This is a genomic window from Emticicia sp. C21 (assembly GCF_003418935.1).
GTDB lineage: Bacteria > Bacteroidota > Bacteroidia > Cytophagales > Spirosomataceae > Emticicia.
On record NZ_QVMT01000001.1, the window covers coordinates 725,670 to 738,827 of the forward strand.

The window sequence follows — 13,158 nt, forward strand, 5'->3', positions numbered from 1 at the left end:
TTAAAATTTTTTAAAAAGATGAAAAAATATATTTCAATTTTATCAACTTCAATTATACTCTCGCTGATGGTGGTGGTCTCGTGTAAAGACGAGTTTCTTGATCGCCCACCGCTTGGAGCTATTTCTGAAGAAGCCATCACCAACGAAAATGGCGTAAATGGGGCACTGATTGTGGCTTACCGTGCATTGACTGGAAACCAGATTGCAGCGTGGTATGTAAGCGCCAGCAACTGGTTATGGGGAAGTATCCGCTCTGATGATGCGTACAAAGGTTCAGAATCTCTTGACCAGGCTACAGAAATTAACCCTACTGAACGTTTTGAGGTACTACCAAGTAATCCATCAGTAACCAATAAATGGAAAGCTATCTATGATGGTATTGGTATGGCAAATATTGTACTACGCATTGTTGAAAAAGTACAGGGGCTTTCAGAAACCAACAAGAAAAATATTATTGCAGAAGCTCGCTTTTTAAGAGGATTCAACCATTTTGAAGCGAAAAGAAACTTTAATAATGTTCCTTATGTAGACGAAAAGGTTACTTCTACTGACCAATACAAAGCCCTTACTAACGAGGCTAGTATATGGCCACAAATTGAAGCTGATTTGAAATTTGCTTACGATAACCTACCCCCTACTCAGGCACAGATTGGTCGTGTGAATAAATGGGCAGCCGGCGCTTATTATGCCAAAGCATTGCTTTATCAGAATAAATATGCAGAAGCTAAAGTCATATTTGATGCCGTCATTGCAAATGGTGTAACTTCTAAAGGTGAGAAATATGGTCTTCAAGGCGACTTCAAAGATGTGTTCAGAGGTGATTATGAAAATGGAAAAGAAGCGATGTTTGGTATTCAATATACTGTGGGTGACGGTACAGGTGGTGCTAACAGCGATAAAGAAGGTGAATTGACTAACCCTCATAACGACGGCCCCGGCGGTTGCTGCGGTTTCCACCAACCATCACAAACATTGGTAAACGCTTACCGCACTCAGGGAGGCTTACCATTTCTTTATACTTCTAATGCTGTAAATGTAAAAAGCCAGGAGTCAAATCCGAACGATTATCCTGACAGAGGACAACTGGATACTCGTTTGGATTATACAGTGGGTCGTATTGGTGTGCCTTATAAAGACTTTGGTCCTGCCAAAGCTACATGGATTCGTCAGTTGGCTAATGGTGGCCCTTGGTTACCAAACAAACATATTCAATGGAAAGATGAAGTAGGCAAATATCAGGTACCAGGCTCCTGGGGTCAAAGCCAATTAGGTAAAAATGTATTATTACTTCGTTACGCTGATTTACTACTAATGGCTGCCGAATGTGAAGTTGAAGTGGGGAGCCTTACCAAAGCGCAGGAATACGTGAATATGATTCGCGACCGTGCAGTGAAATCTACTAAAGTAATGGATGGCGATAAACCTGCCGCTGATTATCAGGTAGCTATTTATACCGCTCCATGGACAGATAAAAACACAGCAAGAGATGCCGTGAGATTTGAGCGTCTGATTGAATTAGCAATGGAAGGCCACCGTTTCTATGATCTGGTAAGATGGGGCATAGCAGATGTAGTTATCAACGATTTCATTAAAAGAGAATCTGTGATAAGAACCAGTATAGCCGGAACAACATTCAAAAAAGGTAAAGATGAATACCTGCCGATTCCGGAGTTTGCCATCAATCAAAGCAAGACTGCCGATGGCAAGCAGGGCTTAAAACAAAATCCGGGGTATTAATATAAAATTACCTTAAACTAATAAGACATTCTACAAACGTTTTGTTTCAACAAGTAAGATAAAAGAGAGATGGTTTCTGACCATCTCTTTCTTTTTAAATATACTGTAACAACAATATGGCCTCTTTTTTGCCCAATCCTCCACGCCCTCTGCCCTACGCTATAAATGGGGCAATTATTCCCCCTGAAATCTACCAGATATTTTGCAGTTTATAGATTTTTAATTTTTAATGCCTTTCATGAAAGAATAAATCCTTTTATACAGATTTCTTTATTATTTTTGATAAGACCTTTAACTTTGAGCCACTAAACCAACTAAGAACCACTGTGAATAACATTCTAGAAGTACACAATGTTGTGAAACGCTATTCTAATCATACGGCTCTCAACGATGTAAGTATTAATGTTCCAAAAGGCGTAATCTTTGGTCTGCTAGGCCCAAACGGCGCAGGAAAAACTTCCCTCATTCGTATCATTAATCAGATTACCGGCCCCGACGAAGGTTATATATTATTTGACGGGCAAAAACTTAAGCCTGAACACATCAAAGAAATCGGTTATTTACCGGAAGAGCGTGGCCTTTACAAAAAAATGAAAGTCGGCGAGCAATTGCTGTATCTGGCACAACTAAAGGGCTTGTCAGAGAAACAGGCGATGGAAAAATTGAAAGAGTGGTTTATTAAGTTTGATATTAAAACCTGGTGGACAAAGAATGTGGAAGACCTGTCGAAAGGGATGCAGCAGAAAATCCAGTTTGTAGCCACTGTTTTACATGAACCCCAATTGATTATCCTGGATGAACCTTTTTCAGGCTTCGACCCCATCAATGCCAATCTGATAAAAGACGAGATTCTGGAATTGAAGAAAAAAGGTACAACCATCATTTTCTCAACCCACCGCATGGAATCGGTAGAAGAATTGTGCGACAATGTGGCTTTGATCAACAAATCTCATAAAGTGTTAGATGGCCCTAAAAAGCAAATCAAGGAACAGTTTAAGACTCATACTTACAGCGTAGAATATATGGGTGATTTAAGCGGCGAATTTCAGGATTTTGATATCCTAAGCACTCATATAGTTGAGGACAATTATAAAAAATCAACGATTAAACTGAAACCTGAAATCCCTGTCAATAGCTTAGTCAGACAATTAATTGATAAAGTAGAGATACGTACTTTTGGAGAGAATATTCCGAGTATGAATGATATTTTCATTGCGGCAGTCAATGAGATACCTCAATAAAATATTGATTTTCATTCTTCAAACAAGCTTACAATTATCATGAAAAACATATTCCTAGTATTAAAAAGAGAATACCTTACCAGAGTGCGCAAAAAGTCATTTATTGTAATGACTATCTTAGGCCCACTCCTGATTGGTGCGTTTTATGGCTTCATCGGCTGGACAGCCATGTCTTCTATCAGTCTTAAAAAAGTAGAGGTAATAGACGAAAGCAATATCTTCAAAGGCAAGTTCAAGAATACTGAAGAATTGGCTTATAGCTACTCCTCTACCTCTTTAGATAATGCAAAAAAAGACTTCGCCAAGAGTGGTTATGATGCCTTAGTGTATATTCCGAAAGATATCATGGACGACCCGAAAGGTGTTAAGATTTTTTCGGAGAAAAGCCTTTCAATTGAATTGCAGAATGGCATAGAAAAAACCATCGAAAACGAGATTGAGACCATTAAATTGACAGAAGCGGGCATTACACCAAAGGTATTGGAAGATGCCAAAATGAATGTAAGCAGTGAAACCATTAGTTTGAGCGAAGAGGGTGAAAAAAGCAATAGTTCTGTAGCTGCTACTATTATAGGATACATCTGTGCGTTTTTGATTTATATCACCGTGTTTATTTTTGGTGTGCAGGTAATGAGAAGTGTGATGGAAGAAAAAACCAGCCGTATTGTAGAGGTTATTATCTCATCTATCAAGCCTTTTGAGTTGATGATGGGTAAAATTATTGGTGTGGCTCTGGTTGGCTTAACGCAATTTACTCTCTGGATTGTATTGTCTCTGGCTGTTACAACTGCCGCAACTTCTCTATTCGGCGAAAAATTTGCAGGCTCGCCTCAACAGCGTCTGGAACAAGTAAAGAATATGCCGCAGGCACAAGAGATAGAAAAACAGGTAAAGAAAGAACAAAACAAAGGTGTTGGGCTATATGGCAAGGCCATGAAAGCTGTACAAACGCTACCTTGGGTAACAATTCTGGTTTGCTTTATTTTCTATTTCTTAGGCGGTTACCTGCTTTATAGTGCTCTATTCGGGGCTGTAGGTTCGGCAGTGGATAGTGAAACGGATGTGCAACAGTTTATGCTCCCCATTACGCTGCCCATTATTTTCGCGATTGCCATTGCCCAATTTGTGATTCGCGAACCTGATGGTAACCTGGCATTCTGGACTTCGATGATTCCATTTACCTCACCTATCATTATGATGGTTCGTATTCCGTTTGGTGTACCTGCGTGGCAGATAATTTTGTCAATGGCATTACTTACGGGAGGTTTTATTGGAACCACCTGGTTAGCTGCCCGTATCTACCGTGTAGGTATCCTGATGTTCGGCAAAAAACCTACTTTTAAAGAAATAGGCAAGTGGATTTTTTATAAGGGGTAAACCCCACCCTAAACCTCCCAACTATGGAGAGGGAACTTAAAGCCTCTTTTTCAATAATGAGAAAAGAGGCTTTTTTATTCCCTTCTTCATTGTTGGAGCTGACGCCGCGCGGAAGGGTGAGGGATGGGGTGTTTTGTTACAACCCCAATAAAAAATCAGGGTTCAAACATATTTTCTCAAATTTCTCTTTATCGGCTGCTGCACATACGCCCGGAAAATCTCCGTACATACCTAATAAATCTGTCATTACCTGAAAATGTAAGTGGGGTGGCCAGTCGCCATTAATTGGGTAATCTCCTATTTCTGCTATTTTATTGCCTGCTTGTATGAGTTTTCCTTCATACAACCCATCTAATGACTCTGAAGATAAATGTCCGTAAAGAGTATATAGGGGTTTCTCTTCATAGATATGCTCTAAAATAATCGTAGGGCCATAATCGCCAAAATTGGCGTTATTTCTAAAACTATGTACTTTGCCATTAAGTGGTGCATAAACTGGCGTGCCTGCTTCAGCCCATAAATCAACCCCCAGATGTATACTTCTTTGTATTTCATTAGCATTTGAGAAATGCACGCTTCTTCTGTAAATTACCCGATTTTCCATGTATCCTCCTATGCCCATCTTTGCCCCAGCAGAGTAAATTTTATTAAATACGTAATTGGAAAATTTGGCTGTATCTATTAAGTCTACATCAGCCAGTTCAGAATTATCAGCTGTAAAATCAAGTGGAATATAATTATCAATATCAATGACTTTGTGCATGGTGTTAGAATAAACAGTTTTCTTAATCTGATATAATGATAGGATTAATAAAGAATAAAATGGTAATTATCGCATTTTTTACAATTATAATGTCTTTTCTGGCAATATAAAGCCAAAAATACCGTCCTTTGTAATAATTTACGTAATAACCTATGAATAATCCTTACTTTAACCTCCTACGCACTGCCTGGAAGTATGCCCGACAAGAAAAGAGTAGATATGTCTTCATTTATGGGCTTTTTATTATGGCCAATGTGGTTGCTGCCCTCAATCCGCTTTTGTATGGTTGGTTTGTGGATAGCATTCAGCGGGATAGCTCTCAAATATGGAATAGTACTTTATTGTATGGAGGTTTATTCTTGTTACTGAAATTAATGGAATGGGCTTTTCATGGCCCGGCCCGTATCATGGAGCGCGACCTGGCTTTTAATCTGAGTCGTAACTTTCTGGATGAACTCTATCATCAGACACTCCACCTGCCTATTCGCTGGCATCAGGATAATCATAGCGGGTCTACCATCAACCGTATCCGTAAAGCCTATGAAGCCCTGAAACATTTCTTTCAGGATGGATTTATGTTTCTGCACGCCATCTTCAAATTTGTGTTTTCTTTTGGAGCTATGCTCTATTTTTCACCCTTATTCGGTGGTATTGGTATTCTGATGGGTATGTTTACGATCTGGGTGATTTTCAAGTTTGATAAGCCATTTATCAAAGCCTTAGATGAAACCAACGAAAAAGAACACGTGGTTTCTTCTACCCTATTTGATAGCCTGTCTAATATTATTACCGTTATTACGTTACGTCTGGAGAAAAGAATGGAATCAAGCCTGATGCAAAAGGTGAAGGAAGTACTCCCTCCATTCCGGAGAAATGTGCGCCTGAATGAGTGGAAATGGTTTGTAGCAGATACTTTGGTAACTCTTATTTACTGTGTTATTGCACTGGGTTATGTATATCAGCACTGGACACCCGGACAGCCTTTTTATATCGGCGGTCTGGTTACACTTCTGGGTTATGTTATTCAGTTTACCAGCGTGTTTCATGATGTAGCATGGCAATATACCAATATTGTGCAATACAACACAGATGTGCAAACGGCCAGAAGCATCGGAGCGTCTTATGAAGAACACCACCGTCCTGATACGGTCTTGGAATTGCCGGAAGATTGGAAAAAAATTACAATCTCAGGGCTTAATTTCTCACATAATGAAACCTATGAAGAAGCTAAAATGGCTCACAGTCTCCATAACCTGAGTATTCAGATTGAAAAAGGTAAAAAGATAGCTTTTATCGGTGAAAGTGGTAGTGGCAAGAGTACCTTGCTCAAACTATTGAGAGGCTTGTATGATGCCGAACCAAATGTAAAAGTTTCGATAGATGGGGAAGAATATGATTCTTTGGATATTATCTCCGAAACGATTACGCTTTTCCCGCAGGAGCCTGAGATTTTTGAGAATACGATTGCTTATAATATCACTTTAGGTTTGCCTTTTGAAGAGGATGAAATCATGCACGTTAGCGAAACGGCTCACTTTAAAGAGGTAATCAAACATTTGCCCAAAGGACTGGAATCGAATATTCAGGAGAAAGGTGTGAATCTATCAGGTGGACAAAAACAACGTTTAGCATTAGCTAGGGGTGTTCTGGCAGCTCGCCTGAGCGAAATTGTCTTGCTCGACGAGCCAACCAGTAGTGTCGACCCCAAAACAGAAGTGCAGATCTATAACAAACTATTCAAGGAATTTAAAGATAAGGCTGTACTATCGTCCTTACACCGCTTACACCTCCTGACGAAATTTGACTATGTGTATATTCTGCAAGATGGCCGTATCATAGACGAGGGCACATTCAAACACTTGAAAGAGCACAGCGAGATTTTCCAGGAATTATGGAAACATCAGGAACATTTGCAGATGAAAGAAGAAAAAGTTTAATCCTGGTTTTCTAAAACTTTTTTGGTATCTATGATTACCACCCCGTTTATGCCTCTATCGCCATAAGCTCTGGTGGCTGCTTCATCTTTTAGTACATGAATAGAATCAACGGTATCAGAGTCAAGATTATTAAAGGTTTCTTTCTTGATTTGTTTGCCATCCAGTAGTACTAAAGGGTCATTAAAGCCTTTCATCTGAAAACCTATTTTTGCTGGCATTTCCTTGCTTGTTACTTGTACGGATTGTAGTTCTTTTGCTCCTTTTTCGTCAAGCACAAAATTGACAGGCATTGTAAAATGAACATTCACTGCACGGCCGTTTTGTCTGCCAGGGGACCATTTAGGCAGTTGAGAAATCACTCTGATCGTCTCTTCATCACAGCCAAAGCCAATCCCCTTTAGTATGTTAAAATCGCTTATAGAGCCGTCTTTTCTTACTACAAATTTCACAAAGACCTTTCCTGACACCTTTGCCCGTTGTGCTGCAACCGGGTATTTCAGGTTCCTGCCAATGAATTTGAACAATTCCTTTACACCACCCGGGAAAGTTGGGCTTTCTTCCACACTCGTAAATACTTCTTCAATATCTGGTGTCTTTTCAGCTGGTTTTGTTTCGGCAATTACTACTTCATCACCCATCGTCGGCTTTTCCTGCAGCCTAATCGGTTGTACCTTAGCTAACGAGAGAGTAGTGGGTAGTTGCTTGCTGGTTGTGATAATAGCGGGTTCAAGACTTTTTAAACGAAAAACCATATTATCTCCTTCTACTGCTCTTATTTCATATTCCTTGCTCGCCTTAGTTGTTGCCAGAGCATCCTCGTTCGAAACCGCCACAAAAGTGGCTTCTAATGGTTTATCATTTTTAGCAGTAGCTACTTCTTCGGTTGAATAATTATCTCTTTCTATGGCAGCCTTCTGCATTTCATTATTTACGAATGCCTCATTATCCGGTACAATCTCTACACTGTCGGTTGTTAGTCCTGAGAGTTTCACCTCTACTAGATCAAGCACATCGTTTCTGACAATCGTAGCCGACGAAAGAACCAGCATGAGCATAAATAAGGGTACGGATAAGCCGTATTTCAACAACATAATTCTACGTGAACGCGGCTTGCTTAGCATCTGAATCCTGCGCTTTAATGTTGAATGTGTAAAGAACCGATTGGTTAGCTGGTCGGGGTGTAATCCAAATTCTTGTGTAAAAAGCAACATGGCGTATTCGGCCTTTGAATTTTCGTTTTGCGCGGCAATATCATCAGCAATAAATTCATGAATATGCTTGATATCTTTTTTGTATTGATATACCACCGGATTAAACCAGTTGAGTATGGCAATTATCTCGAAAATCATCACATCTGCTGAGTGTAATTGTTGCATATGCACATGCTCATGCGCCAAAATGGTATCCCGTTTCTTGAGTGTTTCGTCAACAAAACTGTACCCGAAAAACGAAAAGGCGGTAAACTTCCCAAAATCCTTATTCTTCAGTACTATAATCAGTTGTAACAAAGTAATGGCGAGGCGAATAGTGAAAATACTTATGCCTATGATATATAACCCTTCTAAAATATCTGCCCAGGTAAAGCTGACTCCTTTTGTCGGTCGGACAAGAATCATTGAGGGATCGTAAATGGTATAAAACACCTCATTGATTTCTTTGGTTATAAACCACGATTGCACATACTCGGAATACCAGAGCGGAATACCGAACGAGAGCAATGCTGATGCGATTAAATAAGCCCGATTCAGTTGATGAAAGGTTTCACCAAAAAGTACGAGCCGATAAAAAGAGTAAAAGAGTATTAAGTACAGATTTACCTGAACGAGATAAAATAAAAAGTCCATTATTTTGATGATTTCCTTTCTAATGCGAACATGATTGGCAGTACCATAGACGCGCGTACCAGTTCGTTGCCTTTTTTGCCAGGCACCCATTTAGGCATGGCTTTTACAACGCGAGTCACCTCTTCGTCGCAACCAAAGCCTAAGCTTTGCATGATAGCGGTTTCGCTGATACGTCCGTCTTCTTCAATAGTTAATTTAATCAATACCTTACCCTGAACATTTTTATCACGGGCTGCTTTAGGGTATTTCAGATTTTTACCTATGAATTCGAACATGGCAGGCATCCCACCCGGATACTCCGGGGTTTGGTCTACCTGTTCGAAAACCGGTTTACTCTTATCAGTTTTTTGAGCAAAAGCAATAGTCACAGAAAACATAGTCATTGTCAGAATACAAAATAGCTTTTTCATAATTTTCGTTAGATTAAGATTTATTGATTAGTTGAACATTAATAATTATCGTTTATAATAATTGCACCATCTTTGGCTTTTTCGCCATATTTCTTTGTAGCCTCAGCAGGAGATAATATTTCAACCTTGGCGTCTTCAACCATGATAGAATAGGCACTGCCCTTTATATAATTTAGCTCTTCCTGGTTGTGTATAATCAGCATTTGCTTTTTGCTTAACCATAGATCTACACCAAATTCTGCCTGCTCACCATATTTATCGACTAAAGTCTGATTCTCTCCTATTAATTTCAGATAGGTACTTTCATTTTCATCCAGATTTTTATTGCTTTTCAAAAGGCTGGTATAATCTTCCCAATAAAGCCTTTTCGCACGGCTTATTATCTGGTCATCAATGACTATTACACCTCTGAAAGACGGGTCTATATTACTTTGATTGGCAATAATCCCATAAGATTTGCCCAGGGTTATTCTCAGAAAAACTCTTGACTCAACCGATTTCTTACTTCTTACCGCAGGACTCCAATAAGGCATTGATGATAACAATTGCGCTACTTTCCCATTATAATCAGGCCGTAAACCTTTGTCAATTGAAAGTTCAGATAGTTCGCCTTCTTTATTGACTACAAAAGAGGCATAAATATCTCCTTCTACTCTTTTACCTTCCGGATAGCGGAAGTTTTTGGCAAAATAAGATTCAAATGCCCTGATACCCCCTTTAAATTCTGCCGGAAGTAAAGTATTGTCTTTTACCCTTCTCACATCTTGTGCTACTACAAAATAGCCCATGCACACCACTAGCGGCAGAACAAATATGTATTTGCTTATAACCCAAAGCGGTGTTCGGGTCTTCATCATCATCTGAATCCTTTCTTTCAGCAAGGAGTCTTTGAAGAAATCATTCCCTAACGGGCTAGCGTTCGTTCTGAAATTATAAGCAAACAAAAACTCGGCATAGGGCACTTTTTCGTCACCCTCTACAATACTATCAGCAATAAACTCATGCAGGCGTGTCAGCGCGGTTTTGTAGGATAGTAGCAGCGGATTGAACCAACAAAAAATATGCGTAATCTCAATAAAGAATATATCCCAACTATGCCCCTGGCTGATATGCACTTCTTCGTGGTCGGTGATAATATTACGGTTATAGAAAATATCATCTTTATTCAGAATCAGGAAATTGAAGAAAGAATACGATGAAAATGCCTTATTGGTACGTAGCAACCAGTATTCGCGCCCGCTACGGGTTTCCGACATATCTATCGGCTCGCTATTGCGTAGCAGGAAATAGATTTTTACCAGTGCAATAATAAATCGTAAACTAAACACCACTACTCCAGCCAGATAGATGGCCGCCACAATATCCATCCAATTAAAGACATACTCATAGTTTTCACTGAAAACTGGTTGATAGACTACTTCTTTAATTGATTCGGTTGGTAGCTCATTCAATGTTACAGGAAGTTTCTGTGAGAAAGTATAATTATGCCTGATTTTCATTAAAGGCATCAGAAATGATACAACCACAGACAACAACAGGTACAAACGGTTAGTTTGAAAAAAGGTGTTTTTGCGCAAGAACACCCAGTAAAAAGCATAGAAGGCAATCAATATCAGATTGACTTTCAGAAGGTAGATTAGTACACTCATATTATCACAGTCGTTTAATTTTTTCGTGAACAATACTTACTTTTAACTTACCTGTACCACTTAGTGGCTCTTACCGAACTTATTGCTTTTTCATTTTTTCGATGAGCTTCAATATCTCATCGGCTTCCTGTACATCTATTTTCTTTTCTCTGACAAAAAATGAAAACATCTCTTCAACCGAATTTTCAAAATAACCTTCCATTAATTTTCCTGTAGCAAAAGACTTGTATTCTTCTTTACTTACCAGTGAAAAGTATTCGTGAGTTTTACCGTAGGCTTTATGACCAATAAAACCTTTCTGCTCTAAAATACGCACAATCGTTGAAACAGTATTGTAGGCAGGACGAGGCTCAGGAAACTCTTCCAGTATATCTTTTACAAAGGCGGGTTCGCGAGTCCATAATATTTGCATTACTTCCTCTTCCGCACGGGTCAATTCTCTGAGTTCCATTGTTTTTTCGATTAAATGAATTTATAAAGGCCTTGTATGAAACAAATGTATAACTAAATTTTTAGTTTCAAAACTATTTGCATAGTTTTTTTTGAGTTAATATAAAAAAACGTGGTATAGTTAAAACCATACCACGTTCTCTGTCTGTTAGGATTAATTTCTTGGACGAGGTCTTGCACCATTGCCTTCTACTTTCGGGGTATCATGAGGTGGCTCTTTCATTTCGTTATGGCAGGATATACATCCCATTACTACCGGCTGACGGAAAGTTTTCAGGTTAGCTAATATTTCCTTGTTCAATTGATTGGTCATATCAAACATTTCACGCGTTTGTAAGTAATGACGAGGCTTTTCAGAAGCAAAATTGTTCATATCATGGCAAAACTTACAGGTTACGCCCAAAGCATGTCCCCAGCTATTCATGATGCTCAATACCTGCTCTGCCGATTTGCCTTTTAAAACCTTGATATTTTTGAAAACCGAATCAGCTGCCACGTTTTCTTTACCTCTGATAGAATCCTTATACAACTTGATGTATTTCTCACGGTCGGCCATCATCGTATCTTTCCAAGCGATAGCGTTGTTGTCTTTTTTGGAGGTAGAACTGATAGAAACAAACGAAGAAATGCCAATAATGATAAATAAAACAGGAACGAGTAATTTCATAGATGCAAATAATATTTAGAGTCGTAGTTTAAGAATGGCCGAAATTTAATTAAAAATCAATTATTTATCTGAGCTTTCTGTCAAAATTTCTTTTTCAGATAGTCTAATGACATGGCATAGGCTTCTTTAGCCCCAGCTTCATCGTACTTCGGATTACTTGGGTTGGCAAAGCCATGCACGCCCGGAAAAATCTTATACGTCAGTTTTTTTCCGGCGGCTTTCATATTGGCATCAAACTCTTCAATCACTGCTTTCGAAATGCGTTCTTCTGTGGCAAACAAGCCCAATACATCGCCATTTAGTTTTTTCAATTGTTCTACGTCTCTCACTGGCATACCATAATACATAATGGTTCCTACCGTTTGTGGGCCACCAATTATGCCTGAGCGTAAAGACCAGCCACCGCCAAAACACCAACCTACATTGGCGATTTTTGCGCTTTTGCCTGCCAGTGCCACACCCCCTTTTACAATGTTCTCCAAACGGGTTTCTTTTACTTCCGACATCAGTTTGCCTGCATCCTGCGGACTGGTTGCTACTTTGCCATCATACATATCCAAGGCTAATACGTTTACATCTTCGCCTAAGTCCTTATAAAAAGCATCTGACTGGCGTTTGATATAATCGTTTAGCCCCCACCATTCCTGATATACGAAAAGCCATTTATTGCTATTTCCTTTGGCTTTGATAAAATAGCCTTTGGCGTCTATGCCATCAGGTGTTTTAAAAGTAATGTCTTTGCCTACGGCGGCATAGTTTAATGGTAGTGGTGCAGGATGCAAAGCCTGAAAGGCAGGGTCAAGCGCGAATTGTTTCATACCATCTTTCTCTGGTAACGATTCAAGAGGTGTATGGCAAATGGTGATTTTCGAAGCTGGACTCGCTTCATCTGTTTTAATTACCGAAAACAACGCCCAGATACTCATCAAGAATACCTGAAACGTAATAATTGATTTAATCATTGCTTGAATTATGGTTAAGTTTAGAGGTTACTTTATAATAACTGTTCAGATAGGCTTTTGTTAAATATACTTCTATTGGATTAATATCAGGTACTACTTCCCTAGTTGTTTCTTTGCTAAT

The 13,158-nt window shown here is 39.2% G+C and carries 11 protein-coding genes; 4 read left to right on the forward strand and 7 right to left on the reverse strand.

Annotated elements, in window-relative coordinates; translation table 11 throughout:
- Window positions 1-18: 18 nt before the first annotated feature.
- The 3 genes from D0T08_RS02995 to D0T08_RS03005 all read left to right on the forward strand — a co-directional run bounded on the left by D0T08_RS02995 (window position 19) and on the right by D0T08_RS03005 (window position 4,355).
- Window positions 19-1,737, forward strand: a complete 1,719-nt coding sequence (locus D0T08_RS02995) for a RagB/SusD family nutrient uptake outer membrane protein (RefSeq protein ID WP_116981075.1) — start codon at window positions 19-21, stop codon at window positions 1,735-1,737.
- 326 nt (window positions 1,738-2,063) lie between these two features.
- Complete coding sequence (locus tag D0T08_RS03000) at window positions 2,064-2,978, forward strand: ABC transporter ATP-binding protein (RefSeq protein WP_116981076.1); 915 nt, start codon at window positions 2,064-2,066, stop codon at window positions 2,976-2,978.
- 39 nt (window positions 2,979-3,017) lie between these two features.
- Complete coding sequence (locus tag D0T08_RS03005) at window positions 3,018-4,355, forward strand: ABC transporter permease (protein ID WP_116981077.1); 1,338 nt, start codon at window positions 3,018-3,020, stop codon at window positions 4,353-4,355.
- Window positions 4,356-4,491: 136 nt separating this feature from the next.
- On the opposite strand, the gene D0T08_RS03010 is transcribed toward D0T08_RS03005, so the two are convergent.
- Window positions 4,492-5,118, reverse strand: coding sequence for a peptidoglycan DD-metalloendopeptidase family protein (locus tag D0T08_RS03010; RefSeq protein ID WP_116981078.1), 627 nt, complete (start codon window positions 5,116-5,118; stop codon window positions 4,492-4,494).
- A gap of 152 nt (window positions 5,119-5,270) precedes the next feature.
- Between D0T08_RS03010 and D0T08_RS03015 the strand changes: the two genes are divergently transcribed.
- Complete coding sequence (locus tag D0T08_RS03015) at window positions 5,271-7,055, forward strand: ABC transporter ATP-binding protein (RefSeq protein ID WP_116981079.1); 1,785 nt, start codon at window positions 5,271-5,273, stop codon at window positions 7,053-7,055.
- Here the strand turns inward: D0T08_RS03015 and D0T08_RS03020 are convergent.
- From D0T08_RS03020 to D0T08_RS03045, 6 genes are all read right to left on the reverse strand, one after another.
- A complete protein-coding gene (locus D0T08_RS03020) occupies window positions 7,052-8,899 on the reverse strand; it encodes a M56 family metallopeptidase (RefSeq protein ID WP_158561181.1) in 1,848 nt (615 codons plus the stop codon). The two genes, D0T08_RS03015 and D0T08_RS03020, sit on opposite strands and share 4 nt — an antisense overlap.
- Window positions 8,899-9,309, reverse strand: coding sequence for an energy transducer TonB (locus tag D0T08_RS03025; protein ID WP_116981081.1), 411 nt, complete (start codon window positions 9,307-9,309; stop codon window positions 8,899-8,901). The genes D0T08_RS03020 and D0T08_RS03025 overlap by 1 nt, the downstream gene beginning before the upstream one ends.
- Before the next feature lie 38 nt (window positions 9,310-9,347).
- Window positions 9,348-10,958 (reverse strand): M56 family metallopeptidase, encoded by a 1,611-nt coding sequence (locus D0T08_RS03030; RefSeq protein ID WP_116981082.1) that lies wholly within the window; start codon window positions 10,956-10,958, stop codon window positions 9,348-9,350.
- Between the two features lie 79 nt (window positions 10,959-11,037).
- Window positions 11,038-11,409: a BlaI/MecI/CopY family transcriptional regulator gene (locus D0T08_RS03035; RefSeq protein WP_116981083.1), complete on the reverse strand. Its 372-nt coding sequence runs from the start codon at window positions 11,407-11,409 to the stop codon at window positions 11,038-11,040.
- A 153-nt stretch (window positions 11,410-11,562) separates the two neighbouring features.
- Complete coding sequence (locus tag D0T08_RS03040) at window positions 11,563-12,075, reverse strand: photosynthetic reaction center cytochrome c subunit family protein (protein ID WP_116981084.1); 513 nt, start codon at window positions 12,073-12,075, stop codon at window positions 11,563-11,565.
- Window positions 12,076-12,155: 80 nt separating this feature from the next.
- Entirely contained in the window at window positions 12,156-13,037 is an 882-nt protein-coding gene (locus tag D0T08_RS03045; protein WP_229238886.1) for a dienelactone hydrolase family protein, read from the reverse strand.
- Between the last annotated feature and the right edge of the window lie 121 nt (window positions 13,038-13,158).

Bases quoted from the DNA above. Each gene is read 5' to 3' on its own strand.
- D0T08_RS03015 (WP_116981079.1), top strand. From the start codon at position 5,271: ATGAATAATCCTTACTTTAACCTCCTACGCACTGCCTGGAAGTATGCC.
- D0T08_RS03020 (WP_158561181.1), bottom strand. From the start codon at position 8,899: ATGGACTTTTTATTTTATCTCGTTCAGGTAAATCTGTACTTAATACTC.
- D0T08_RS03010 (WP_116981078.1), bottom strand. From the start codon at position 5,118: ATGCACAAAGTCATTGATATTGATAATTATATTCCACTTGATTTTACA.
- D0T08_RS03040 (WP_116981084.1), bottom strand. From the start codon at position 12,075: ATGAAATTACTCGTTCCTGTTTTATTTATCATTATTGGCATTTCTTCG.
- D0T08_RS03030 (WP_116981082.1), bottom strand. From the start codon at position 10,958: ATGAGTGTACTAATCTACCTTCTGAAAGTCAATCTGATATTGATTGCC.
- D0T08_RS03045 (WP_229238886.1), bottom strand. From the start codon at position 13,037: ATGATTAAATCAATTATTACGTTTCAGGTATTCTTGATGAGTATCTGG.
- D0T08_RS03035 (WP_116981083.1), bottom strand. From the start codon at position 11,409: ATGGAACTCAGAGAATTGACCCGTGCGGAAGAGGAAGTAATGCAAATA.
- D0T08_RS03005 (WP_116981077.1), top strand. From the start codon at position 3,018: ATGAAAAACATATTCCTAGTATTAAAAAGAGAATACCTTACCAGAGTG.
- D0T08_RS02995 (WP_116981075.1), top strand. From the start codon at position 19: ATGAAAAAATATATTTCAATTTTATCAACTTCAATTATACTCTCGCTG.
- D0T08_RS03025 (WP_116981081.1), bottom strand. From the start codon at position 9,309: ATGAAAAAGCTATTTTGTATTCTGACAATGACTATGTTTTCTGTGACT.